At 47.5% G+C, this 25,318-nt stretch carries 24 protein-coding genes and 1 riboswitch; of the genes, 3 read left to right on the forward strand and 21 right to left on the reverse strand.

Going from position 1 to position 25,318, the window contains the following annotated elements:
- Positions 1–74 precede the first annotated feature (74 nt).
- On the forward strand, positions 75–1,010 hold the full coding sequence (locus tag H065_RS0118255) for a copper amine oxidase N-terminal domain-containing protein (RefSeq protein ID WP_017814530.1): 936 nt from the start codon (positions 75–77) through the stop codon (positions 1,008–1,010).
- 267 nt (positions 1,011–1,277) lie between these two features.
- Here H065_RS0118255 and H065_RS0118260 read toward each other — a convergent pair whose 3' ends face one another.
- Both H065_RS0118260 and H065_RS0118265 read right to left on the reverse strand, forming a co-directional pair.
- Positions 1,278–2,018: a glucose 1-dehydrogenase gene (locus tag H065_RS0118260; RefSeq protein ID WP_017814531.1), complete on the reverse strand. Its 741-nt coding sequence runs from the start codon at positions 2,016–2,018 to the stop codon at positions 1,278–1,280.
- Positions 2,019–2,198: 180 nt separating this feature from the next.
- Complete coding sequence (locus H065_RS0118265) at positions 2,199–3,167, reverse strand: phosphotransferase enzyme family protein (protein WP_017814532.1); 969 nt, start codon at positions 3,165–3,167, stop codon at positions 2,199–2,201.
- A 289-nt stretch (positions 3,168–3,456) separates the two neighbouring features.
- On the opposite strand from H065_RS0118265, the gene H065_RS26330 reads away from it, so the two are divergent.
- The gene (locus H065_RS26330; RefSeq protein ID WP_017814533.1) at positions 3,457–4,533 is read left to right on the forward strand and encodes a polysaccharide deacetylase family protein; all 1,077 of its coding nucleotides are present in this window, start codon (positions 3,457–3,459) and stop codon (positions 4,531–4,533) included.
- Positions 4,534–4,999: 466 nt separating this feature from the next.
- Here H065_RS26330 and H065_RS0118280 read toward each other — a convergent pair whose 3' ends face one another.
- The 12 genes from H065_RS0118280 to H065_RS0118335 form a co-directional block, all read right to left on the reverse strand.
- Complete coding sequence (locus H065_RS0118280; RefSeq protein ID WP_017814535.1) at positions 5,000–5,629, reverse strand: hypothetical protein; 630 nt, start codon at positions 5,627–5,629, stop codon at positions 5,000–5,002.
- A gap of 88 nt (positions 5,630–5,717) precedes the next feature.
- Positions 5,718–6,419, reverse strand: a complete 702-nt coding sequence (locus tag H065_RS0118285) for a CPCC family cysteine-rich protein (protein WP_017814536.1) — start codon at positions 6,417–6,419, stop codon at positions 5,718–5,720.
- A 190-nt stretch (positions 6,420–6,609) separates the two neighbouring features.
- Positions 6,610–8,193 (reverse strand): 23S rRNA (uracil(1939)-C(5))-methyltransferase RlmD, encoded by a 1,584-nt coding sequence (gene rlmD, locus H065_RS0118290; RefSeq protein ID WP_017814537.1) that lies wholly within the window; start codon positions 8,191–8,193, stop codon positions 6,610–6,612.
- Between the two features lie 373 nt (positions 8,194–8,566).
- Entirely contained in the window at positions 8,567–9,088 is a 522-nt protein-coding gene (locus tag H065_RS0118295) for a glycosyl-4,4'-diaponeurosporenoate acyltransferase CrtO family protein (RefSeq protein ID WP_017814538.1), read from the reverse strand.
- Positions 9,089–9,195: 107 nt separating this feature from the next.
- Entirely contained in the window at positions 9,196–10,125 is a 930-nt protein-coding gene (locus H065_RS0118300) for a YwqG family protein (protein WP_017814539.1), read from the reverse strand.
- Positions 10,126–10,503: 378 nt separating this feature from the next.
- A complete protein-coding gene (locus H065_RS0118305) occupies positions 10,504–11,403 on the reverse strand; it encodes a diacylglycerol kinase (RefSeq protein ID WP_017814540.1) in 900 nt (299 codons plus the stop codon).
- Between the two features lie 90 nt (positions 11,404–11,493).
- Positions 11,494–12,267 (reverse strand): sirohydrochlorin chelatase, encoded by a 774-nt coding sequence (locus H065_RS0118310; RefSeq protein ID WP_026136324.1) that lies wholly within the window; start codon positions 12,265–12,267, stop codon positions 11,494–11,496.
- A 2-nt stretch (positions 12,268–12,269) separates the two neighbouring features.
- Entirely contained in the window at positions 12,270–12,560 is a 291-nt protein-coding gene (locus tag H065_RS0118315) for a YerC/YecD family TrpR-related protein (RefSeq protein ID WP_017814542.1), read from the reverse strand.
- A gap of 136 nt (positions 12,561–12,696) precedes the next feature.
- On the reverse strand, positions 12,697–13,659 hold the full coding sequence (corA, locus tag H065_RS0118320) for a magnesium/cobalt transporter CorA (RefSeq protein WP_026136325.1): 963 nt from the start codon (positions 13,657–13,659) through the stop codon (positions 12,697–12,699).
- Positions 13,660–13,763: 104 nt separating this feature from the next.
- Positions 13,764–14,765, reverse strand: coding sequence for an inorganic phosphate transporter (locus tag H065_RS0118325; RefSeq protein WP_017814544.1), 1,002 nt, complete (start codon positions 14,763–14,765; stop codon positions 13,764–13,766).
- Positions 14,766–14,979: 214 nt separating this feature from the next.
- Complete coding sequence (locus H065_RS0118330; RefSeq protein WP_017814545.1) at positions 14,980–15,594, reverse strand: DUF47 domain-containing protein; 615 nt, start codon at positions 15,592–15,594, stop codon at positions 14,980–14,982.
- Positions 15,595–15,789: 195 nt separating this feature from the next.
- Complete coding sequence (locus H065_RS0118335) at positions 15,790–16,959, reverse strand: DUF3048 domain-containing protein (protein WP_017814546.1); 1,170 nt, start codon at positions 16,957–16,959, stop codon at positions 15,790–15,792.
- A 690-nt stretch (positions 16,960–17,649) separates the two neighbouring features.
- Between H065_RS0118335 and H065_RS0118340 the strand changes: the two genes are divergently transcribed.
- Positions 17,650–18,180: a DoxX family protein gene (locus H065_RS0118340; protein ID WP_026136326.1), complete on the forward strand. Its 531-nt coding sequence runs from the start codon at positions 17,650–17,652 to the stop codon at positions 18,178–18,180.
- Between the two features lie 127 nt (positions 18,181–18,307).
- Here the strand turns inward: H065_RS0118340 and H065_RS0118345 are convergent, their stop codons facing one another.
- From H065_RS0118345 to H065_RS0118375, 7 genes are all read right to left on the reverse strand, one after another.
- Positions 18,308–19,108, reverse strand: coding sequence for a hypothetical protein (locus tag H065_RS0118345; protein WP_017814548.1), 801 nt, complete (start codon positions 19,106–19,108; stop codon positions 18,308–18,310).
- Between the two features lie 34 nt (positions 19,109–19,142).
- Positions 19,143–19,559: a hypothetical protein gene (locus tag H065_RS0118350; protein WP_017814549.1), complete on the reverse strand. Its 417-nt coding sequence runs from the start codon at positions 19,557–19,559 to the stop codon at positions 19,143–19,145.
- A 313-nt stretch (positions 19,560–19,872) separates the two neighbouring features.
- On the reverse strand, positions 19,873–21,153 hold the full coding sequence (locus H065_RS0118355) for a helix-turn-helix domain-containing protein (protein ID WP_017814550.1): 1,281 nt from the start codon (positions 21,151–21,153) through the stop codon (positions 19,873–19,875).
- A 243-nt stretch (positions 21,154–21,396) separates the two neighbouring features.
- Positions 21,397–22,158, reverse strand: a complete 762-nt coding sequence (thiE, locus tag H065_RS0118360; RefSeq protein ID WP_017814551.1) for a thiamine phosphate synthase — start codon at positions 22,156–22,158, stop codon at positions 21,397–21,399.
- Positions 22,155–22,964 carry a bifunctional hydroxymethylpyrimidine kinase/phosphomethylpyrimidine kinase gene (thiD, locus tag H065_RS0118365; protein WP_017814552.1) on the reverse strand — a complete coding sequence of 270 codons (810 nt, stop codon included), beginning with the start codon at positions 22,962–22,964 and terminating at the stop codon, positions 22,155–22,157. The genes thiE and thiD overlap by 4 nt, the downstream gene beginning before the upstream one ends.
- A gap of 81 nt (positions 22,965–23,045) precedes the next feature.
- Positions 23,046–23,843, reverse strand: a complete 798-nt coding sequence (gene thiM / locus H065_RS0118370) for a hydroxyethylthiazole kinase (protein WP_017814553.1) — start codon at positions 23,841–23,843, stop codon at positions 23,046–23,048.
- A 124-nt stretch (positions 23,844–23,967) separates the two neighbouring features.
- Positions 23,968–24,069, reverse strand: a riboswitch (TPP riboswitch).
- A 165-nt stretch (positions 24,070–24,234) separates the two neighbouring features.
- Positions 24,235–25,071 (reverse strand): alpha/beta hydrolase, encoded by an 837-nt coding sequence (locus H065_RS0118375; protein WP_017814554.1) that lies wholly within the window; start codon positions 25,069–25,071, stop codon positions 24,235–24,237.
- Positions 25,072–25,318: the final 247 nt, after the last annotated feature.

A 25,318-nucleotide genomic window follows, 5' to 3' on the forward strand; every position in this document is an offset into this window, starting at 1 on the left:
TTTTATCCAGTATTATTCAAATTGCAGTTTTTTTTATGTAGTTTATTCCACCCAATCAAAGGAGAATCCGAATTATGAAACGATTGACCAAAGCTATTCTGACTTCATCACTTGCTGTCGCCCTGCTCGCAGGCAGCTGTGCTGGTATGAGCAATGCCCATGCTGCCGGTTCAAAGGATGATATCTCCATCATCGTCAATAATGAAATGGCCAACGTAGATGTAACACCCTACATCCGGGATGGAGCTACCCTGGTACCGCTAAACGCGATCAAAACAATCCCGGATGTTCAGATTTCCTGGAACAACAACAGTAAAATTGTCACTGTCAACAACAGCGGACAGAAATCTACACTGAAAGCAGGTTCCACTACAGCCACCATTATCGGACACCAGGTTAAGCTGACCAGCGCAGCCGAAATGAAAAATGGACGCATCATAGTTCCGATCCGCTTTATTACATCTGCGGCTGATGCTTATGCATATTGGAATGCAGAGCAGCACGCTGTATATGTCGCCAAGCCATCAGCCACACTGGCCAAACAGCTTCAATCCAGCGACACCGCTACAGCACGTAACGCTGCGATTCGTTTTCCCGCAGTCGACAAAACAGGCACCTTGCTGGAGACACCAGAGACAGGCGACAATATGCTGTATACGACCTACTTTCCCAAAAATAAAGTAGACGAGTTCTTCAAACAACATATGGATATCGTGAATTACTATCGTATTATTAACAATCATGCCGAGCTGCTGTGGTCCGCAAAAGTGGATCTGAAGCAACAAGTCAAAAATACGAATCTGCCTATTGTTCCCTATAAAATAATAGATTCCAAAGGCAAAATGCCATCGATTCCGACAGGTGGAGTCTACTTTGCTTTCTCTCTTCCGGGAGCATTCCATTATGGAATCATCGATAAAAACGGCAAAATGACAGAACTACCAACCGCTACACCCGAACAAAGCCAACAGGGTATCTTCAATATACCGGAAGAAGAACAACTGAAATAAACAGAGCGACGCTGTTAAGCCAATATCCTATGGTCTATATTGCCCCTAGTATCTCTTGGTATGCACAGAATTGGTCCGTCCTGTAATTCCATCAAAAAACAGCAATCGGATATCGATTGCTGTTTTTTTGATAAGTATCTATTATTCATCTAATCCGATATTCATCCAATCCGACTCGCCAAATAGAATCTATTTTGGATACATTTCCTTTAGATATCCTTTGCCAAAGTCAGTCGCATTCCTGCAACTCGCCTCTGACATCATCTATTACTGCGCCGTATATCCCCCGTCTACCACAAACTCCGAACCCGTTGAAAATTTGGACTCGTCCGAAGCAAGGAACAGCGCCATATTGGCCACATCCTCGGCTTCTCCAAGATGCCCCATCGGATGCAGTGAAATCAGATACTTCAACGTCTCTGGATCTTCGCCGATCATCGGTGTGTTGATATATCCCGGATGGATGCTGTTCACACGGATCTTGTACGGAGCCGCATGCAATGCAGCCGACTTGGTCAGTATGCGTACGCCGCCTTTGCTGGCATTGTAAGCCGCGATACGCGGATCACCGATCAGACCTTCGATCGAGGAAATATTAATAATCGATCCGCCATGCTCTTTCATATGAATCACTCCATATTTGGTTCCGAGGAAGACGCCATTCAGATTGACGTCGATCACTTTTTTCCAATCGGAATAGCTAGTCTCCTCCACGTTACCCTGCAGCCCGATGCCCGCATTATTCATCACGATATCGACCTGTCCAAATGTCTCTTCTGCTTGCTTGAATACATGCTGCCAATCCTCTTCCAGGGTGACATCATGCTTGAGGAAGAGGGCTTTGCCGCCTGCTGCTTCTACCTGTGAGACGATCTCCTCTTTGCGAGCTTCAGTAATGTCTGTCAGAATTACATTCGCCCCCTCCCGTGCAAAACGAATACCGGATGCCAGGCCGATGCCGGACGCTCCTCCTGTGATTAACGCCGTTTTTCCGTCGAGTCTTTTCAATGTAGTTCATCCTTTCTGAATGGAATGAGCAGTTATGCAAATAAAGCTGATGTACCAGCTTTGCTTCTCGTTGAACAGGCAGTTACACTCCTACTTGCCGCCGCTACTATATCAATTTTACCCCTATAGGCAGATCGGTTGAATTCTTTATGTTAAATGAAAGAAGCTAATTGCTTATTCTCAGAATCCCTGTCTCAATCGATCTCTGGCACGGACAAGCTTGATTTTCAGATCCTCTAGCCACTCCGGGGCATCTGCTACATCCGAACCTTCCAGCGACCATAGCAATTTCGAGAATTGATACAACTTCATGAACCGCTGCAAATAGGGTAGCGCTCTCATATCTTCGTCACTGAGCGGACGAACCAAGCGGTATCCTTGCAGAAAGGACTTCACTTGCGAATGGTCCAGATTCATATTATCGTCCAGAAAATCATGCAGCGCTGTAACCAAATCCTGCACATACCAGCTGTAGAACGCATCATCGAAATCAATCACGGTAAACAAGCGACGATTCTCTTGATAGAACAGATTGTCCAGCTGAAAATCATAATGGATTAAACCGAAATTGTTGCTGGAGATTGGCAAAGAATGTAGCTGTGCTGTCAGTATACGCAGCTCTTCTACAGCTTCCTTTTCATCCGGATGAGCCTGTAATACCGTGTCTATGTTTTGCAGGATATCCTGCCAGCTCCACCTTGCCACCTGAATAGGTTGATACGACATGGCTAGCTGGTGCAGAGTGGCAAGCGATCTCCCCCAATCTTCACACTGCATTTCGGTAATATCCTCATCCAGAGCAGCCCCTGCAGCTGCCTGAAATACAACAGCAAAATAGGTTCCTCCATCATGTGCCAGCGTCTCCACGTATCTGCCATGTACAGAACGAATCGGAGCAACACAAGGATAGTTATGGGACAACAGATACTCCATGTATTCAAGCTCTGCCGTAATCTGCCCAATAGAATGTTCCTGATCCGAACTGAATCGCAAAAAGTATCGTATCTGCTTGTGCTCGAACGCATATACAAAGTTGGAACTGGCGCGCCAGAATAACAAGCTGCTCTCGTCATGTTCCCAATGCTGGATAAGCTCCTGGGCGATAGCATCCCCGGACAAGCCTTTGACCATATTGCTTAATTTCATCATTTCGTTTTTTCCTCCCGTTAGCCATGAGAGGACTGCATTTCACTAAGAGGACAGCCCTCTCATCACTATGTAATTTGGATTAGTTACGCTTTTCAAAACCCATCACTCCTTTCAGGTTTGGGAATAACTTGCAGCTATAGGTTACCATAAAATGGTTGGTATGATATTAAAAAGGTACAAAGTCTACTTCTTTCACTATTTGTACTGCGTAACTGTTATCTCCTACTCTCTATTTTCCGATATTACGTCTATTGACGCCTCTTACTTTCTGGCAAAGGATGGTCTATGTATGAAGTTATTCAAAATATCTGTGTTTGTCATTACCGGCCTAGTAACAGCTATAGCCATGGCGCTTATCCTGATGGCACTGTATTCCGATCATGATTTATTTTCATCCTTTACTACTGCGCAAGCCAATCGCATAGGAGATTCTATTCAGGGAGCTTCTAACAACGTAGTAAATCAACCTTTATCCGCAAATCAGCTTCCGCCTGTAGAACAATTTGCTTCGATTGCCAAAAAAGATCGTTATCAGCACAAAGTGGCTGTATTGATGTATCACGATATCGATCCGGTCAAGCAGGGTGGAGATATTATTACCCCTGCGCTGTTTGCTGCTCAATTGGATTATTTGCGTTCCAAAGATATGAATTTCATTTCGCTTGAACAATTCCGTCTTTTTATGGAAGGCGGCAAAGTACCGGATAATGCGGTACTGGTCACATTTGACGATGGGTATGAGAATTTCTATACCACTGCTTATCCGATTATGAAACAGCGCCATATTCCGGGCGTTAGCTTTGTCATTACAGGAGATTTTAGCAAAGGTGCTCTGGTGGCAACTCCCCATATGACCAAAGCCGAAATCCAAAATATGACCCGCTCAGATCCTAATATGGAAGTACAAGCACACACTAACAAATTGCACTACAAAACAAGTGATACCACCGATGCACTTACCGCTCCATCGGTGAAAGATGGCGTCACCGAGACTCATGAACATTATCTCGCACGTATCGAAAATGATCTCAGACGATGTGTAGAAGCACTTCGCCCGCTTACGCCTCATGTCGTGAATACCTTTGCTTATCCTTACGGATTGCATACACCCGAAGTGGAAAAAGTGGCTCAAGATGTAGGCATCCGTTATGCCTTTACAACCGAGCTTGGACTGGCTACCCGTGATACGGATCTAATGAAGATTCCGCGTATTAATGGAGGTTCTCCCCTGATCGATCCAGAACGTCTGTACAATTCGATCATGTGGGAAAATCAACTGCCGGGTCGCAATCTATTTATTCCTGATTCGATCCAGCACAGTGGTCGCGAAGCAGGAGAGTCGGAAAAATCTGCTTCTTCCAAATAAACTGAGGTACCTTATACTCAAGCAACAGTTTCTACCAACACTTTAGAGAATATTTTGAATCTTTGGGGTTTAGCAAGATCACTGTAAAAAAAGTCCCTGACTGAATTGGTCAGGGACTTTTTTATCTAGGAGAATAAATGTGGTTAATATCGGTATCGATCACAAAATCTACTCGCAGATCTGCTGAATACGGCACTATCTCAAAATCATAGAGATCACAGAATACTTTGGCCAGTTCTTCAATATGTGTGACTCGTGTTAATGCATGATAATACATTGTATTCAGCTCATATTGGTTGCATTTCCGCCCCCAAACTATAACTTGTTGAAAAAAACCATCGATTTCGACTAACATAGTTCTCACGACCGGTTGCTAACCAATCCATATAGCTTAGTATGTTGAAGATCACCCTTACCAATTTAACAAAGGTAAAAAAAGTCCGAGCATTTTTTACTTTTTCATTTGTTATCTAATATCGCCTAACCAAACATCACCTACTCTAACCTTATAAACAGTATCCTCACTGATACCTAATTGTACAGTTTCACACTTGTATGCTTTATTTTTAATAGCCTCAATATCCTTATCGGTTCTAATCCCCATTCCAATATCCTCTTGTAAATCAGAAAGCCAGTAATCAACTGAATCTATTGCAAGTTCCCATTTAAATTCCTGAAGACCAGATATGCTCTTGTACCGATGTGAAGGAAATACTTTATACTCGTTGCTTTTATCGAATGTATTATCGTAATAATCGAAGCACTCACGAAAAGCGACAACTATTTGTGAATGAATAAAATTAGGATGATAGAGCCATATTTTCAGATAGAATGGTTCATTCAAACGTTGCATCTGCTGTGACCAGGATTGATAGATTTCTACCATATCCGCGAGGATTAATCGAGAATACCAGATTGGAGGATTGCGTCTGGTGAACCTGTAAAATGGGTCAATCCACAACTTTACATAGTGTCTATGGTTACGGTATAACTGCTCTATATCCAGATCAATATGACGTTGTTTCCATTTCTCAATCTGTTTGATTCGACGCTTCCAACCACGGATTTTCTTTTTATTAGAGAATGAATTGGCCATAGAATTATCCTTTATTTAATTTATTTGAATGACATGGAGCTTACCGGAAAGAGCTCAACGAAAGGCTTTGGAAATTATCTTTATTTTTTTACTGACAGAACATATAAATATCTTCCAGTGCTGACTCTGCATGTCCTCTGACAAACGAACTTTCATCATGTAGTGCATTTTGGATAAGCGGGATAATTCGCTCCTTATGTACTGCTCCGTGTATTCTTGCGATATGACCAAAACAAAGAATCGCTATTCCTCTTATGTTTTCATTATCATGCTGACTGTACCTGGTCATCACTTGTTCGGCAAACTCTCTATCGTCTGCACTCAATGCCAGAGACAACAAGCCGTCTACAACCGTATCCGGATTGTCAGAATTAATCAGGTGGATGACCTTCTGATGTTTCTCTATATTGTTACTGTATCTTTCGACGGTTTCATGAACAAGATCTGCTAGCACCTTTTCAAATGAATAGATTTCCTGCCATATGTATGGGATACATGCATCTGCTGCAGTTTCCAGTTGCTTGAATGCATGAATCAGGCTTTTCTTTGTCTGGATTTCTTTATCAGTTTGTTGCAGGATTCTTTGTGTGTCCCTGTACATAGTGTAGTGCATTTTGAAGTTCTTCCGGGCTTCGGTAAGAGAATAATCCTCATTAGGACCACCATAGACTCGGTCTGCATCAGGATCATCCTGCCCATCATCCTCCCAGTTACATAAACAACAAATCTCCCAACTCCGTCTCTCCTCCAATGTAGGATAGCCACAGCAGGGACAATTATACCGATTCATTTCGTACTCACCTTCTTTTCAGTTATTGATGGGTTACGCTTTATAGTTATGAGAATTATCAGCAGCAAACCAAGCATCGTATAGGCTACTTCATTTCTATAGTATTAGAATTTATGCAACTGTGAACCTTATTTTTCATAAAAGAAAGCTCCCTCAAAAAGAGAGAGCTGGCTACCTTTACACTTGTATATTATTTTTCGCGAACTAATACCGCCACCGATTCCACATGCACCGTATGCGGGAACATATCCACCGGCTGCACTTCCGTCGTGACATACCCGCCATCCTCCAGCACTTTCAAATCCCGTGCCAGCGTCGATGGATTGCACGACACGTACACCACTCGCTCCGGCTGCATTTCTAGAATCGTCGTCAGCAGGCGCTCATCGCACCCTTTACGCGGTGGATCGACAACGATGACGTCCGGCGTAATCCCCTGCTCTTTCCAGCGCGGAATCACATCCTCGGATGCGCCGACTTCGAACTCTACGTTATCCATCTGATTCAGCTTCGCATTCTTGCGAGCATCCTCGATCGCTTCTTTGACAATCTCCACGCCATACACACGCTCGGCATGCTGCGCGAGAAATAGCGAGATCGTGCCGATGCCACAGTAGGCGTCAATAACGGTTTCTTTGCCGGTTAACCCTGCATACTTCACCGCCTGCTCATACAGCACTTCGGTCTGTGTCGGATTCACCTGGTAAAAGGATCGTGCCGAGATGGCAAATTTCACATCGCCGATATAGTCGTGAATGACTTCGCTGCCCCACAGTACACGCGTCTCGTCGCCGAAAATCACGTTTGTCTGGCGGGTGTTGATGTTCTGGCAGATGCTGGCGACCTGCGGCATCTCGGTGCGGATGTGCTCAATCCATTCTTCTTGGCGTGGCAGACGGCTACCGTTGGTGACGAGCACCACCATCATCTCATTGGTGCTGAAGCCGACCTTGACCACCACATGGCGCAGCAGTCCTTCACCGGTCTCTTCGTTATATGGACGAATGCCCAGATCGCTGCCGATCTGCTTCACTTTGTTCACCAGTTGATCGTTACGGTTGTCCTGGATCAGGCAGCTCTGCATGTCGATAATCCGGTGCGTTCCCCGTGCATAGAATCCGCCGATGAGGCGACCATTTTCTTCGCCCATCGGGACCTGTGCCTTGTTGCGGTAGCGCCATGGCTCGCTCATACCGAGTGTAGGCAGGACACGTATACCCTGTGTCGAAGCTGCTGGATCTGGCTGCCCGGTGGCTGCGCTAAGTGGTTGGGTATTGCCGTCCTGCTGTTCGGCAGCTCCGGATGTGATACTCGCGGATCCAGCTGCTCCTTGCGGCAGGTTCGCATGATCTGACAGCACATTCAGCTTGCCGATGCGCTGCAGATTGTCGATCACATGCTGACGTTTCCATGCTAGCTGTGCATGATAGTTCATATGCTGAATCTGGCAGCCGCCGCATTGGGAGTAGATCGGACAAGGCGCACTGACACGATCCGGGCTCTCCTGCAGTAGTGTCAGCATTTTGGCATATCCGTACTGCTTCTTCGTCTTCACTACGCGAGCCTGTACCTTCTCACCTGGCAGTGCACCCGCGACAAACAAAGTGTATCCTTCTGCGCGACCTACTCCTTCTCCCTCATGAGTCAGTCCAACAATATCCAGCTCCAACTCATCATTCTTGGCAACCGGCAGATTTGCGATCGCCGCCGACACCGCCGCCGGTTTACGCTTATTCGAATTATATGTTTTGCCGCCTTTGCGGTCTTTATTCATAATCATTACTCCATTTTCTATACCATATTTCCACACGTCATTCTTAGCCTCTTCGTCACTACCTCAGACTGCCCGATGGGCAACTACTAAATTGTATAGAAAACCAACGAATGTGACAATACAATATAGGTACTTTTATCAAGTATATTTTTAGTAACGGGAAGAAAGCTCGTTCTTCTCACTTAATCGGTATATCTTCATATATCTTAAAAGAGGATGCCGCAAGGAAATGATGCTCAAACTAAAAAAAGATTGAGCGCAGCATCCAAGAGCTGCATCTCAATCTGGATAAAATCAATTATAAGTTAGCCTTGTATCCTATTGTGAAGACGCAAGATAATTCGAAATGGACTTCTGCTTGGATACGGCTTGATTAGACACCTGCATCGGTCTGGGGCTTAGTCGTATGTGATTGCGTATTCTTACGCGCCAAACGTGATTTCAAACGAATCAGCCGTGGCCTATTGTACCTCTGAATCAAACAAAATGGGATTTGAACGATCACATTGACGATCGCGCAAATCAGAGCGACATTCGCATAGCTGCTTGGATTCACCCATATGCAAGCAAAGCCCAATACAGCCATGCACCAATGCCCGACTTCGCCATATTTCGTTTCTAAAATGAATCGATCTGTATATTCCAAAGTAAGTGTCTCATGGAGTTCTTTCTTTTGGAATTTCCATAACCCGCCGCCTTCCGGAAGCTTATCTTTCCACCGATCGAGGCGAATTTTTTTATATAATTTTTTTTCGAAAGAATGTTCCGCAAAAAACCAATCATTTTTTTCGTACCAGGACTTGGGCAAGAATCGAACCACATGAGCTGTGCCAAGGCAGCAGACTAACCAAAACAGCGTATTGATTACGATCATCCACACAATAAAACTACTCATGTCCCACCGCCCTTCCCTCTTGCTTCTCTTCCGCTTCCTTATGTATTCACCCGTTTCAACATATAAAACGGATGATGGATTAGCTACATTTTAAGCACATTACTATTTTAACTAGAGTAAATCGAACAATACGTTCGCTCAAAATTCCCTGCCAGCAGATCCTCCTTGCGAATGAAAAAATGGATACATCCTGCATCCCACCAGAGGAATCCAATATCCCGGTCACTGTCCACCTCAAGCAGCATCAGCATCTCATCAATCTCCTGATCCACTTTCTGTTCATCTCCACCAAAGTGCTGAATCATGCGCTTTTTGTCTTTTTCCTGATTATACGTATGCTTCCCGGTATGCAAATAGGATGCCGCGACGAACTCGTGATCCCCATGTTGTCCATCACCGTAGCCGAGCATTTTGCCGATCACATGTTCAGGTTCCCAGCCCATCTCTTCGGTGAGCAGCAGATAGTTTTCTGCGGTCTCTTCTGTAATCTCTTCATCATCCAGATTATAGACTTCACTATATCCGTAATTCGGGAATTCAACTCTGGCCTGTGCATGCACCTGGTAAGGTAAAAACGGCTCCTCTGCTTCCTCTTCCAGTATCGTCAGACCATCCGGTTCATAACAGGTTAATAGCGAAGTATCCATACCTGACCAGTACAGCACACGATGTTCGATGTTATAAGCAGGCTCGTCTTGGCCTACGAAAAAGTACAGCATACCCTGCGCAGGAAGCAGCGATCCAGGAATTGCGCCATGAGCTGAGTCCTTGATCTCCGCAGTAATCTGTGACAGGTTTAGCTGGGCGACCAATGTCATCCATTCGCCACCTTGACTTCGCGGCCACTCCATACCTACTGGCAGATCTGGACTGCCTCCAAAGCGTGAACAGCCGGTCTGACCGTTGCCGCCTTCACCGCGTACCATTTTGACCACTGGACGCTGATGTTCTCGCAGATAGTTTTCTAATTCAGGGACTTCATATCGTTCCATGAGCTGCTTCAACTCTTCGTCTGATAATAGATTGCTGTATTCCATCGTAATCCTCAATCTCCTTTACACTTGGATAGGTATGATTCTGGCTAACCTGCTTCAATACTGAGTTCTAATGCATATACAGCAAAAGATGTCGTACAGGCAGTTAAATATATGTATTCGAACGTACTTGAATATACTTGGATGTACTTACGTGTCATTGACGATACTGTTCATCCCCACTATATCTATTATACTCTGATTTTTGGCAACAGCAAAAAGCTCCCATCCACTCGGCAGAGACATTTCCATGTAGAAACGTCAACGATAGAGTGTACAGGAGCTGTTATGAGCTTGAGTCAGTCATACAATTGGTTAAATCTAAATTCTACATTATCCATCATAACCATCAGATAAGAGAGCAGCGGATTAGATCAGTCGTTACTTATCATCCGCGAAGATACGCAGCTTGTGCTTCATCACTTCAAAATGGCCCGGCAGACTGCCGCCCAGCTCTCCATCCAGATTAAGCATGACTTCATCCGCCCGTGGGGCTTCGATATCCAGCTTGCTTGTCCGGAAATAGAGTACCTTGGGATCGTCCAGATGCTCACCGCGCAGCGCCATCGTGACGAGGCGGATAAACTCGGCCAGATTGCACTTGCGTACTGCCAGCACATCAAATAGTCCATCGTCGATCCGCGCATCCGGCGCCAGCTTTTCAAATCCGCCGACCGAATTCGTATTAGCCACGAGGAAGATCATGAACTGGTCATGGATGGTCTCCATGCCCTCAGCCCTTATAATCAGCTCGGTAGGCGCCAGATTGACCATTTTCTCGATGCCCTTCATGTAATAGGCCATCTGTCCAATCATTGTCTTGAGCTTGCTGGGCACCTCATACGTCAGCTCGGTAAAGGAACCACCGCCCGCGATATTGATAAAGTAACGGTCGTTGACCTTACCGATATCGATTGGACGCGACTGCTGGCGGATGACCAGATCACAGTACTGCTCCCAGTTGCGCGAGATTCCCAGCGCACGGGATAGATCGTTGGTTGTTCCCAGCGGGAAGATGCCCAGCGGCGGCGGGTTGTCGTAAGCAGCCATGCCATTGATCACTTCGTAGATCGTTCCATCGCCACCAGCGGCAATGATCATATCGTAACCGCCGCGTTCAATTGCTTCCATGGCAGCCACCGTCGCATCGGATTCACCTGTCGTTGCATGACAGCTGGCCTCGATGCCTCCCTCGTCCAGACGCTTCAGGATGTCCGCCAGACGGCGTCTCATCTCTTCACGACCGGAAGTCGGGTTATAGATTAACCTCGCTCTTTTCATGTCCATGCCACCTAATATTGTTGTGATTCGCCTGTTGTGCAGATCATAGAGGCAGCGCTAACTACCCGATCCGGTCAGGCCGGCTATGTCCTATTCTACAACCTGAAGCTGCTGCATCAGAAGTTCTACCTGACGCTCCATCCAATGAGACAACCGCGGATGCGGCAGCAGCGCTTCACCGGCATATTCATAGCTTAACCCTTCAATACGCCCTGGAATCACCGACCGCAGGAAAATGCCCGAGCTCAGGAACAGTGGCGCAATCAGCACGCGATAGCCACGGCTTGTCCACTCTTCGGTCTTGGCACGCAGACTGTCCGGATTCAGCAGCGCATAATCGGCATGAGCCGTACCGCTGATATGTCCAACACGCTCGGCAAGCGACGAGATGCCCTTTTCCCAGCGGTGACGGAATCCATCATGGATACTGCCATGACCAACTACCAGTACTGTCTCCTCCTGCGGGACAGTCGACAGATGCTTGACCTTGTCCCATACCATATGGGCAATATCATCATCGTCGTCTACCGGATAACCAAAGTGCACATTGGCTCTAATGGTAAACGGTTCCAGATCTGTCTCCCGATCCGGTTCTGCCTTTACGCCCAGTGCGTAGGCAATCTCATCCATATGTGTACTGCCGGAGGACACGAACAGCGGAATAACGAGCAGATCGGTCACTCCCTGTCCCTCCAGTTCATCAATCCCGTCCTGTATGAATCGTCCCGGAACATTGTCCAGATAGACGGAACTTACAGGCAGATCGGCAGGAAAGGAGGTGTTTGCTACTGCATCATCAATCCAGTGCATCCATGTCGGGTCCGGCGATCCATGACTGATTATCAATACACCCGGTTTCATCATGATTATCTCCCCAGACGCTCCAGCGTCATTTTGTATCCGTCATTACCATAGTTCAGGCAGCGTTTGACACGGGAAATGGTCGCTGTACTCGCGCCAGTCTCCGCTTCGATCTGATTATACGTTGCGCCTTTGCCCAGCATACGAGCTACTTCCAGACGCTGGGACAGCGATTGAATCTCGTTCACTGTGCACAGGTCATCAAAAAATACATAACATTCTTCCAGGTTTTTGAGCGTCAGGATCGCTTCGAATAATTGATCGACACTTTTATCATCAAGTTTTTTAAGTTGCACGATTAGATCATCCCCTACTACGGTTAATGTAATTTCATTGTATAGATTACCATTTGTTTTTTCAAGCGTTAACGATGTACAGTATCACAGAATCAGCACGTCTTCTTCATAAAATCTTCCAAAATTACCGTACAGCTTATTTAAACCATCCCCGGCGCTGGAATAGCAGCATCATGCACCCGCCCAGCAGGAACATTAGCAGCAGCACGCCAAAGTAACCATATTTCCAATGCAGCTCCGGCATAAATTCAAAGTTCATCCCATAAATGCCTGCAATCAGTGTCAACGGCATGAAGATGGTCGTAATGACCGTTAGTGTTTTCATGATCGTGTTCATCCGGTTCGAGTTGAGCGAGATATAGCTGTCACGCAGATCCGATGTCATCTCGCGGTCCGCTTCGATCATATCGGATAATTTAAGCAGATGATCATAGATATCGCCAAAGTAGGAATGATGCTCATCGACCTTCTGCATATGCTGGGAGTTCACAACCCGGTACATCAGATCGCGCATCGGTACCACGGTGCGGCGCAGCTTGAGCAGACGTGAACGCAGAGCAAATACCTGTGCCAGCAGTTCATCGACCGCTTCATCAGGTCCCAGACTCTCCAGTTCGTTCAGTTCATCTTCGATATCGAATACACACGGGAAATACTCGTCGACAATTTTGTCGATAATAATATACGCTGCTGCTACCGGTCCACGCATCCATTTGGGACGCTTGCCGGTACGATAGCTCAGTACCCTTTCCCAGGCAGAATCGACTTCCGGCTGCTTCTGATGATGGAAGGAGACGAGCAGATGCTCACCAATGAACAGATCCACCTCTTCCACATTCAGCGTATCCCTTTTCACCGCATGCAATACCATAAATTCCACACCGGTATAATAATCCATCTTGGGCCGCTGCAGCAGATGCATACAGTCTTCCACAGCCAGCGGATGAAAGTCAAAAAAGGTGGTCAACAGCTCTGATTCCTCTTCGGTAGGACGATCCATATCGACCCAGCACCACAAATAATCGCCGGATTTCACTTTCTCCAGCGGTACATCTTCCACAATCATATGTTCATGCGTAACGCCCATTATACGTATCACGGTTCGACCTCTTTTCTCGGAAATCAGATAAGGCTAGAATCGCATAAAAAACCGCCGTTCGCAAGAAACGGCGGAATCGTTCAAACGGATATACGAGTAGAAGCTTAGAACAGATCGAACATGACTTTGTAAATAATTCCGGACAGTGTTGCCGCAATAGGAATGGTCACTACCCAGGCAATAACGATCCGGCCTGCCAGTCCCCATTTCACTTCACGGAAGCGCTTGGCGGCGCCTACACCGAGAATTGCGGAAGTTACCGCATGGGTTGTACTTACCGGCAGGTGAGTCAGTGTAGCTGTAAAGATAACCGTCGCGGATGTCGCATCAGCGGCAAATCCGTTGATCGGCTCGATTTTGAAAATCTTGGTACCCATCGTTTTGATGATTTTCCATCCACCAACAGAAGTACCGAGTGCCATCGCAGTCGCGGCAGAGATTTTGACCCAGAGCGGAACTTCCAGATGATCCTGGACATTTGCCGCTACGAGAGCAAAAGTGATAATCCCCATTGCTTTCTGCGCATCATTCGTACCATGGGAAAAGGATTGCAGGGCTGCCGTCAGAATCTGCATCGTCCGGAAGCCTTTGTTCACCGAGTGCGGGCTGCGCTTGGCGAAGATCCATTTCAGAATATGCATAAAGATAAAACCAATCGCAAAAGCGATGAGCGGAGACAATAGCAGACCTTCGACGATCTTGATAAATCCGCTCCAATTGACAGAACTTGAACCTGCTCCGACAAAGACAGCTCCTGCCAATGCACCAATCAGTGCATGGGAGGACGAGGATGGAATCCCGAACCACCAGGTCGCGAGGTTCCAGATAATCGCTGCGATCAGCGTCGCTATAACGATTGGTATCCCATTTTCCAGCGTCGCCGGATCGGCTACACTGCCGCCAATTGTCTTGGCAACACCGGTGAATGTAATCGCACCGAGGAAGTTCATGATCGCAGCCATCAAAATGGCAGTACGCGGCGGCAGTGCCCGGGTGGACACCGATGTGGCAATTGCATTAGCCGTATCATGGAAGCCGTTAATAAAATCAAACGCCAGTGCCAGGAATACGACAATACATAGCACGAATATTGAGGTTTCTACCATAGTTGTTCATCACACAGGATTTCTCCCCACTCCTATTGGCAGAGAAGCTGTATGATACTACCTCCTTAATTATCTTAAGATTTTGCAATCGCGGCAAAATCCGAATCTTCTGTTAGCATCAATAATCTGTTCCTAAAAGTAGCTCAGTTTCTGCCAGGTGACAAAAGAAAAACGAACCAGCTCGTCTATATGTCGGTTCGGTTTCTTTCCGGTATCAGGAATTGCTCATAACGATCGATTCCAGCATATTGGCTACGTCTTCGCAAGAATCTGTCGTATTCTCCAGACGTTCGTAGATTTCTTTGCGTTTGATCAATTCGATAGGGTCTGTAATAGTAGCAAACAGTTCCGTGATGCATTTGCGCATGATATCATCGCCCTGGTTCTCCAGATCATTCAGGCGGATCGAGTGCTCACGGATCGGCAGCAGTTTTTTCTGGGAAAGCAGTTGGATCGCTTTTTGAATCTCATAGGCACACTCGCGCAGGATTTCTGCAAAGGCATTGATATACTGGTCCGGCTTGTTCAGATGATACATCTCGAAGCGGGAAGCACAGGCTTCAAGACCGTCCATTACATCATCCATTTTGGTCGTGAGTTCCATGATATCGTCGCGCTCCAGCGGCGTGATGAACGTCTTATTCAACTCGGTGATGATCGTATGGGTATACGTATCGCACTGATTCTCATAATCCTTCATCGTTTTGGTAAACTGTGGAATGTCTTGAAGGCTTGCGACCTGCTCTGCGAAGTAATCCGCAGCCTGTACCAGGCTATCTGCCATATTCTCCAGCGTCTCAAAAAAGATATCCTTCTTTTTAATACGCATTCCTATAACCCCTTTTCGAAATTTTGCCGAAAAATGTCGTAAAATCGCATTTTAAGCACAATTCTGGCTTTGATAACAACCTTTGTTATCTTATCAATCCGTGTGCGGTTTTGTAAAGAATAGCTTAACAAATAATCTACAATTCTCATACAAACTTCAGTTGTTCTTTATATCATTACACCGAAAGTCTTAATTTTATCCATTATTCTCCATTTTTTTACCGTCAATTGTAAGGTGACTGTCAAATGAAGGGCTATTCGGCACAATATTGTAGTAAGTGACGCCGGGAACGAGCGGAGTCTCCTGACCGTCGCTTCGGAACCGGATTACATCCCCTTTGGTGCGGCTCCATTCACCGCGAATCATCCGCCCCTGCTGGAACATTAGCGCTTTGCCGCCGGCATCCAGATTAAGACTGAGACGTCCCACATCATCCAGCACTTTGTAATCCGCACCTATTACGATTACATTGGCAGCGGTCAGTGGCTGCTTGGTGTTCAGATCGATATGCGGCTTGTTATTCATGCTTCGGGTATACAGGCCGCTGGCTGAATCATACGTGTAGCCGACCGTATAGCTATCGAGCAGATACTTGAGCTGTATGGAATTCACCTGTTCTGCATCGGAGGCAGACGCTGGAGAGTTATCTGCGGCAGTAGAATTAGCCGCTTCACCGGTTGTATGTTCTGTACTTACTACATCCTTGGATGAATCATCCTCAGCTGGCAGGAACGGATAGACCGGCAGGGTTACCTGCTCCGTGTATCCGTTACCCGCTGCTGCTTTGCGCAGCTTTTGCTCATTGGTATACAGATTATGAGGTGCCTTGCGGCTGGAATCACGCCAGAATGGAGCGCTGGCGTTAGTAATTTCGTCGAGATGTTCCTTGTTTCCATTTTGCAAAATCGCGTAGGCATCCGTACTGCCGCCGGCATGGACGAGCAACCCATTAACCGTCTCCCCGAGAGTAATCAGATATGGACGGATGCTGCGTACGGGACCGATGGTAGCGTCACCGTGGTAACTCTGGTAAATGGCGACCAGACGGGTAATCCCTCCCTCGGCAAGCACTTCATAGATCATATCGGCTTCGGCAAGACCGGACTGCGGCCTTGCCGCCGGTGCGTTGTTAATCATAACTGCTACAGGACGCGCCGGATCAGGCTTTTTGACCGCAAGACCGGTGAGCGGCGCAGTATAAGCCGGTACCTGTACTTCCGGTTTCGGTGCAGGCTCTGCTTGTTCCGGAGCGGGTACGGCAGTGGGCGGCGGAGCAGCAACTTCCTCCGACTGACAGGCAGTCAGGCTGATGCCGAGCACAACAGGCATCAATCCTTTGAAAAATGGCAACCTGGTAATTTTCATCATATCCTCCTCTGAATAAAGGACGCAGCAGAGAAAGCAGCCAGCGTGACAGCAGCGTATGGGCTGCAGACAAGAGCATTTCTCTCATCATCCCAAACCACAACGTCAGGCATGAGCAGAAATGCAATGAACACAGCTGCTATATCAAATCATATACCGCGCAGGTGAATTCCCTGTGAACCAGTAGATCATGGAGAGCAATACATAAATACTGCAGTCGGCTGGATCGATGGATCTGCTGTTCTTTTATGTCCTTGTAATAGGCGTTTCTACGGATTATGTACGTTTGTATTCATCTCCTGCCGGATTACCGAATACAAGCAAGCAGTTTCAGACAATATATCCATTATATACATAGCTGTAGCAATGGGAGAACCGAAAAGATCAGATTTGGCAAATTTCTGTCTCGTTTGGAAAGCATATTACGCAGACAAATAAGCAGTCTGGTATTGCACAGGCGGAATACCCATTCCAACCATAAAGTAACAAACCGTATGAATATGCTATTTTTTACAAACTCTAAAGTTTAAGCTCCTTAATCATAAAATATTAAAAATTAAGCTAGATTGTGATTTTTGTTACATATTAAAATTTAGGAATGTTTTAAGATAAAACCATGAAAGAGACAATCATCACATAACATCACAGCATTAACAAAATAGCTTGATACTATACTTAAGGGGTGCATCAATTATGAACAGATGGCTTAGAGAAAGCAAAGTGGCAATGTGGTTGTTAACTATCATACGTGTGTATATCGGCTTCCAGTGGATTGAAGGCGGCTGGGGCAAATTGACCGGCGGATTCGATGCTACCGGATTCCTGACCGGCGCTATCGCCAACACTGGTGGCGAGCATCCAAGCGTACAAGCTGGCTGGGGCGCCTTCTTGCAGAACTTTGCACTGCCGAATGTAGAACTGTTCAACATCCTCGTACCGATCGGTGAATTCCTTGTCGGTCTGGGACTCATTCTTGGTACCTTCACTACCGTCGCTGCCCTGATGGGTATGGTCATGAACTTTGCCTTCCTCTTCTCGGGTACTGTGAGCACCAACCCGTACCTGCTACTGGCCGAGATCTTCATCGTTGTCGCTGGTGCTAATGCCGGTAAAGTCGGTCTGGATCGCTGGGTACTGCCTTATCTGAAAGCTACTCTGTTCAAAAGAAATAATCATCAGCGCGGCGGCAGCCCGACGGCTCCCACACATAAAGCAGCTTGATCATATGCCAAAAATATAGCAAAACAGCCATCTCTAAGCGGATAATCCGTACGAGTTGGCTGTTTTTTTTGTAGTTGGTCTATTTCGTGTATTTCGAATAACAAAACGGATAAATCGAATAAAATGCTTATTTATTTTGCCCGAATACACGGCGCAGTTCCTCTTCCCCTGTCGGCAACGCAAGGGCTACCTCGGACGGATGAGCACGGGAATACATCACCCGGATCACATGCCCCTGCTGCACCAGAGGAAGCTGACTCTCAAAGATTTCCTTCTGTGTATTTATCGTAACCGTATCACCCTGATTGGTTGTAATGGATAATGTCAGTTGCAGCCGGACTTTGCCGTGTCCAGCATTTCCGAGAGGCACTATATCTGTCACCTTGGCATAAGCCTGCTCACCATGCTGGGCAATCTCCATAATATTAGGCGATACTCCCTGCTGCATCATTCGCTCATGCAGCAGATTCTGTATATCAACCTGGGAGACCTGGCCTTGTAGATCGACGCCGACTTTGGCAGGGTCTTTGGGTGAAACCAGCAGCGGAATAATGCTGCCCGGCTGGAACTGGGCGAGTGCCGTCTGCGGAATAACCGCTCGTGTACGTGCCGGGTAAGGCGAATGACCCTGACGGGTAACTACAACATCAATCTCCAATTGCGGCTGCTCGTTGATATAGGTACCAGTCTGCTGTACCCGCTCAATCAATCCTACAGCCGATTCGCCGGATTTTACGGTACGCAGGCTAAAAACAGTACCCAGAATAGAGGGAATAAATACAAGAGCAAAGCCAACATATATCAGTGGACGATACCAGCTGGAATTTATAATACTGAATGCACCGTCTCCCTGAAAGTTGGCATACAGCGGTAGAATGGCAACAGCCATAAGACAGAGTGAACCTATTGTTACAAGAATTTTTCTCATTTTATTTTGCTCCTTATCGATGATTGAGTCTCAACTATCCGTGCAGCGGTCCCATGTAGATCCATTCGGATGGTCGGGATGGATGTGTACCGAGTCCGATTCGATCACCCGGACGGGGAATTTGCATTTTGGGCACCAGTGTCTCCATCGTTTTCTGATAGCGGGCACCGCTATTTTCCAGGATATCCAGCGTCATGACGACAATAGGATCAAAGTTGACCAATTTGCCGGTATCCCGAATCGTAAGTACTGTCCCCATGGCAGTCACCGGAATATGTCCCTGCACGGCTGTCTGTGCATCACGGGCAGATTGCAATCCTGCATTCATCCGGTCACGATGTTCTTTGGGGATGATGCTTTTGACAAACAATCCGCTGATTCCTTTGTTTAGTGTCTCCTCTGCCTGATCCAGTGCATCCTGCTGCTTCTTATTTCGTCTAAAAAATCCCATCTTGATCACGCTCCTGCGCCTGTATTGTTGTTCCTGCTTTTATTATAAAAAGGTTGCAATCGTGCCACAATACATTCCGGCACATACAAAAAAGCAGGCTGTTAGCCTGCTTTAAATACGATAATCGTTTGAATTTTTGCGGAAACAAGACACTTACGACAAATAAAATCAGATATGCCAGCGAGGAATCTGCTACTCATTTACTTTTTATTGCAGCAAATCGGCTTTTTTATGGATATTTTCACCTTTTAGATATGCATTTCATGCCCATGTACGTATTCTGGTAGATGTTATATCCCTCTATTATTGCCTTTTAGGCATGGCGTAGCAAATAGACCAGTTTGCGGTAATACCAAGCTGCATCCTTGTATCTGCGCTGCTCTTCCGACATGACAGCCAGCCCTTCATACAGAATGTTCAATCGTTCCTGATGACGAATCTGCTCAAAATAAGGCAGACAGGCTGTCGCTTCTTCTATAAAAAGATCCGCCTGTCCATGAGCCAATGCCTGCTGGCTGCTATAAAATCGTGCTGCCATCTGCTGGTCCTCTGTCAGCGTCAGAGCGCGCAGCTGCTCCAATCGCTGCACCAGCGCTGCCCAGTCCTGCCTTGCCAGCTCTATCTCGCACCGGTACACCAGCAGCACCGGGGCCATCTGCTGCTGTACTTCGACCGTCTGTGTATCGACCATACTGCCGAATCGATCTACTTCCTGCTCTGCCTGCACCAGTTCGCCAGCCATGGTAAGCATCAGAATACGATTATTCATAATCGCGCTCCATGTATCGCTCTGATGCTGCGCATACACCAGATGCGCTTCGGCCATCGACAGGGCAAGCAGCGCTTCATGAGGCTGCTGCATGGAATGACAATATCCGCTATATAGTACATACAGTCCGGACAGACGGTGGAATAGCCGCTGTTCATAAATATACGAAGTGATCTTTTCAAAAGTCTGCTTGGCATGTTCAAATTGCCGGGTATGTACACAAGCTTCCATGCGAATCTGCTGTGCAGTCAGCCAGGTCTCTCCCTGCTCGGGCAGCAGCTTTAGCCACTGCTCTACCTGCGTTAACACATCATGATATTTTTGCCGGGAGCGGGCAGACTGGATTTTGTAGAACAACATGGCCTTGGTTAACGGCAAGGGCAGCATGGCTTCATCCGGACGTCCAAACCGTTCCAGATAAAAATTCAGATAAGACTGATGCAAATAAGCATAGGCATCCTGATCATTCAGCTGCTGATAATAAGTCGCTTTCATGAGAGCGGTAGTCAGCTCCACCGTCAGCGTATCATGCCGATCCGGCAGATCATTCACCTGCTGCTCCTCAAGCGCTGATGCCTGCACCGATAACTGCTCTACAATCTGATCCGCCTGCTGCAGTACATCATCATCCTGATCGTCAGTATGCAGCAAATAACCCGGCGATACGCCTAGCCGCTCGGCCATCGGTTCTGCCAAATCATCCGGCAGCGGATACCTGCCTGCCAGAATATTGGAGAAATGCGCCTGCGTCACCAGGCCGTCGGTCAATTCCTTGCGTGACATGTCTTTTTTGTGACAGAGATAATCAATCCGTTCTTTTAACAAATGACTCTTCCTTTCGGCAGCGGATCATACGAGCCGCTTTGCTGATTGCTTATATACCAGATTGTAAAGGAAATGCCGGATCGATCTCAAATCGTTATGAACCAATAGTATGTCTCTGCTGCATAACAGATGATCCCACACAAAAAGAACATCACATATGACAAAAAGCCTGCATCCGGTTTACCCTGTGCAGGCACAACCGAATGCAGACGCTATAAATAATCCTTTACTCCAATTCTGCTATCAATACATATCACTGGCCGAAAATAAAGCAGCAAGCTCGGCGGCTGCCTGTCTGCTGTCTATGGCCCCCGCGATAGCTGAAATAACAGCGATCCCATCTGCTCCGGCCTGCAGCACAGGTAATGCATTATGAACATGAATCCCCCCGATGCCAACAAGAGGTATGTTTATCCCCGCTGCACGGATCTGTTCAATAATCGCAGTTCCCTTTACCGGCTCGGCATCAGCTTTGGAACGGGTTGGATAGACAGGTCCGATACCCAGATAATCTGCTCCATCTGCAATCGCCTGCTGTGCTTCGGCCAGGGAATGGGCAGACACGCCAACAATCTTGTCCGGCCCCAGCTGCTGCCAGATCAGTACAGCAGGCGCATCATCCTGACCAATATGCACGCCATCCGCATCCAGCAGCAGTGCCAGCTCCAGATCGTCATTGACTATAAAAGGAACGCCGTGCGCTCTGCATATCCTTTGCAGCCTCCGAGCCAGTTCCAGGGAATCGCTGCCAGTCAGTGCCCCGTTCTCTTTTTCCCGATATTGAAAAAGAGTCGTTCCTCCCGCAATTGCTTCTGTGAGCACCTGTTCCGGTGAACGGGTACAGTTGATGCTACCCATCACCAGATATACCGGCAGCCTTCCGCGAATCCAGCTGCTGCGCGCTTCGGTGCCATGCGCAGGGATACGATTCTGCTCCTCTGATTGTACGGTATATTCTGCCGACTGCCCGGCATTCGGTTCGGTATGTTCTCCGGAAGGCTTCATAATACAGCTCCTTTGCGCCGATAGGCAAAATGATTGGTCGGCCCATGTACCGAGCCGATCCCCAGTCCGTCTGCTATTGCAGCCTGGACAAATGCTTTGGCGGTGCGTACTGCAGACAGCATATCACTGCCGCGTGCCAGCTCGGCGGTAATTGCTGCCGAATAGGTGCATCCCGTCCCGTGTGTATGCGGCGTGTCGATACGGGGACTCTCTGTATAATGGAACTGCTCTCCATCGTACAGCACATCCACGGCCTGATTGGTGGACAGATCATGTCCTCCTTTGACGACTGCATAGCGTGCGCCCATCTGGACCAGCTGCCTAGCAGCCTCTTCGCGTTCAGCCAGTGTATGGATAGTCATACCGGTCAACAATTCAGCTTCCGGCACATTCGGCGTAATAATCGCTGCCAGTGGCAGCAGCTCATCGATCAGTGCTCGTACAGCCTGCTGCTGAAGCAGTACCGATCCTCCTTTGGCTACCATGACCGGGTCAATTACGAGCTGTCGCCAGCCATGCCGGCGTACAGCCTGTGCTACTTCGCGGATAATATCTGCACTGAACAGCATGCCTGTCTTGACTGCATCCGGTGCAAGATCCTCTCCGATCGAATTCAGCTGCTGGATTACGCCTTCCATCTCGACAGGATATACGCCCTGTACGCCCGCCGTATTCTGCGCGGTTACCGCTGTGATCACGGACATGCCGTACACACCCAGTTCCTGAAATGTTTTTAGATCCGCCTGTATGCCTGCACCGCCCCCACTGTCCGAACCTGCAATCGTTAATGCCTGATGAATATTCATCGCTGCTCTCTCCTTTGGATAGGGATATATAGATCGAAATATGGAATGCACGGTATGACTGTTTATGCATGGGATCGATTCTTACAAACGTTCGATTCGTGCCAGCTTCTGCAGCTCTTCCGGGGTTAGCAGGGAAAGTTGGTTGATCAGTTCCACCTGGAAGCTGCCTGTTCCCTGTCCCGCAGTAAGTTTAGCCGCAATCTCTGCTGCTGCTCCGTAAAAGGCCAATGCTTCGGCTGCAGCAGGTAACCAGTATTCCCTGCCTCCACTCACTGCCGCAAATGCTGCTACCACCGAGCTGAGCAAGCAGCCTGCACCGGTGACGCGTGTCAGCAGTTCATGCCCATTACTTATGATCAAGGTCGTCTGTCCATCGGTCACGATATCTTGCTGGCCGGTTACCACGACCAGCGTTCCCAATTGCCGGGCAGATTGCTGCGCCAGCTTCACCCGATCCCCTTCGCCTGCTCCAGCATCCACGCCCCGAATATTCCACTCTGCTCCGGCAACATGAGCCAGCTCTGCAATATTGCTGCGCAAAATATCGACCTGCATCTGTTCGGTCACCTGCCGGGCAGCCTTTGTACGATAGGCAGTCGCTCCGGCCCCTACCGGATCAAATACAACAGGTACTCCCGCCCGGTTGGCCGATTGTCCAGCCAGCATAATCGACTGCAGTGTATATTCATCCAGCGTACCCATATTCAGCATGACAGCTCCCGCCATCGCTGCTACATCAGCCACCTCTTCATGGGCATACGCCATAAACGGCGATGCACCCAGTGCCAGCAGACCATTTGCCGTAAAATTGGTCACCACCACATTGGTAATATTGTGCACAAGCGGATTCTGTTGACGTACCTTTTGCAAAAATGACATCTCTTTTTCCTCCTTTAGTTTTGAACTGCAAAATACATATACAAAAAAGACCCATTCACCTCCAGCAGGAGATCAATGGGTCGTGTCATTCATTCAGGCGTATAGTGCCCCATGGGGCATGAGTGAATATCCGCGTCCACTTCCCTCCGCTGGTATAACCCAGATCAGGTTCCAAGGGTCCGGATGATGATCCGTCTCAGCCTCTGCGGCTCCCCTAGTGAATTCCAAACAATATGATGAGCAACAGAGAATCATCTGTCGGCGATAACGCTACAGCTGTATCCACTGTCCTCTTATAGTTACGATCTTATAAGGATATCCCTTGACTGTCAAATCCATGAAGTAGCCGTCCGCAGCATGATCACACGGATCTATTCAGGAACCCAATCATTCAGATCATCCAGTGCTGCCACTGTGTCTGTGCGGCTTCGCGTCCGGCCAGCCATTCCCGGGTATAACGAAGCAGCTCGCGGCGATGCGGTCCTGACGAATACGTATGATTCGCCTGGAAAATAATCTGCTTGTCACAGCGACCTTCCTGCCGACTCCAGAATTCCTGCTGATACAAAAAAGCATAATCCACCGGAATCACATCATCGCCGGTGCCATGGATCACCAGCACATCCCCGCTAAACTGCCGCGCTTCGATAAATGGCTGGTAATTCCCCAGTGACTCAAAGTAGACCGGCTTAAAGCAGTAACCCAGATAATCCGCTTCTCCTTCGATGACAGCCTGATCATACGTCTCACGACCTACAATTTTAACAATATCATTAAAAGGATGCCCGACCGCCGACCAGAGAACCAGATGCTTGACCCGGTGATCGCGCACCGCCGTCAGGATCGCGACCGCGCCGCCGAGACTGTGCCCGATCAGTGTCACCCGCGTTGGATCGATATCGCTGCAGTTCATCACATAATCCAGTACACTGCGTGTCTGAGCCACCATGGAATCCAGTCCCTGTTGGCCATACAGACCACTGCTCTCCCCACAGCCCGCATAATCAAAACGAACGACCATATACCCTTCAGCCGCGAGTTCACGTGCACTGTTAACAAACAGACGATCCACGCCAATCCGGCTGCCAACAAATCCATGGCAAATGACGATCAGTGGTGTGCGATCTTTGCCTTTTCCCTGTCCATCGGCATGGCGATCCTGCGACGGATAGTGAATACTGGCTGTTAGCTCCAGTTCCTGATGACGAATAATGATATTCCTTTCCATACTGATTCCCCCCTACGATAGCTGTGTATATAATCAGCAAACTCCTATTTTTATAAGGTGAATATCTCAATTTAAATAATTCCGATAAGTTTAATAAGGATTAAATTAACAATATATTAGCATCCCGGTAATTCAATTGTCAATGGAGCAAAAGTGTGGCAGAATAATAGATTCCAGACCGATCTCCGGTACTATACGAAGCCGGTATAAATAGGAATATATTCAGTTACAATTTATTACGATTGGA

The sequence above is a fragment of the Paenibacillus shenyangensis genome (assembly GCF_000346635.1).
Lineage (GTDB): Bacteria > Bacillota > Bacilli > Paenibacillales > Paenibacillaceae > Saccharibacillus > Saccharibacillus dauci.

Coding starts and splice junctions, on each gene's coding strand:
- H065_RS0118255 (WP_017814530.1), top strand. CDS start 75: ATGAAACGATTGACCAAAGCTATTCTGACTTCATCACTTGCTGTCGCC.
- H065_RS0118265 (WP_017814532.1), bottom strand. CDS start 3,167: ATGATGAAATTAAGCAATATGGTCAAAGGCTTGTCCGGGGATGCTATC.
- H065_RS26330 (WP_017814533.1), top strand. CDS start 3,457: ATGAAGTTATTCAAAATATCTGTGTTTGTCATTACCGGCCTAGTAACA.
- H065_RS0118280 (WP_017814535.1), bottom strand. CDS start 5,629: ATGGCCAATTCATTCTCTAATAAAAAGAAAATCCGTGGTTGGAAGCGT.
- H065_RS0118285 (WP_017814536.1), bottom strand. CDS start 6,419: ATGAATCGGTATAATTGTCCCTGCTGTGGCTATCCTACATTGGAGGAG.
- rlmD (WP_017814537.1), bottom strand. CDS start 8,193: ATGAATAAAGACCGCAAAGGCGGCAAAACATATAATTCGAATAAGCGT.
- H065_RS0118295 (WP_017814538.1), bottom strand. CDS start 9,088: ATGAGTAGTTTTATTGTGTGGATGATCGTAATCAATACGCTGTTTTGG.
- H065_RS0118300 (WP_017814539.1), bottom strand. CDS start 10,125: ATGGAATACAGCAATCTATTATCAGACGAAGAGTTGAAGCAGCTCATG.
- H065_RS0118305 (WP_017814540.1), bottom strand. CDS start 11,403: ATGAAAAGAGCGAGGTTAATCTATAACCCGACTTCCGGTCGTGAAGAG.
- H065_RS0118310 (WP_026136324.1), bottom strand. CDS start 12,267: ATGATGAAACCGGGTGTATTGATAATCAGTCATGGATCGCCGGACCCG.
- H065_RS0118325 (WP_017814544.1), bottom strand. CDS start 14,765: ATGGTAGAAACCTCAATATTCGTGCTATGTATTGTCGTATTCCTGGCA.
- H065_RS0118330 (WP_017814545.1), bottom strand. CDS start 15,594: ATGCGTATTAAAAAGAAGGATATCTTTTTTGAGACGCTGGAGAATATG.
- H065_RS0118335 (WP_017814546.1), bottom strand. CDS start 16,959: ATGAAAATTACCAGGTTGCCATTTTTCAAAGGATTGATGCCTGTTGTG.
- H065_RS0118345 (WP_017814548.1), bottom strand. CDS start 19,108: ATGAGAAAAATTCTTGTAACAATAGGTTCACTCTGTCTTATGGCTGTT.
- H065_RS0118350 (WP_017814549.1), bottom strand. CDS start 19,559: ATGGGATTTTTTAGACGAAATAAGAAGCAGCAGGATGCACTGGATCAG.
- thiE (WP_017814551.1), bottom strand. CDS start 22,158: ATGAAGCCTTCCGGAGAACATACCGAACCGAATGCCGGGCAGTCGGCA.
- thiD (WP_017814552.1), bottom strand. CDS start 22,964: ATGAATATTCATCAGGCATTAACGATTGCAGGTTCGGACAGTGGGGGC.
- thiM (WP_017814553.1), bottom strand. CDS start 23,843: ATGTCATTTTTGCAAAAGGTACGTCAACAGAATCCGCTTGTGCACAAT.
- H065_RS0118375 (WP_017814554.1), bottom strand. CDS start 25,071: ATGGAAAGGAATATCATTATTCGTCATCAGGAACTGGAGCTAACAGCC.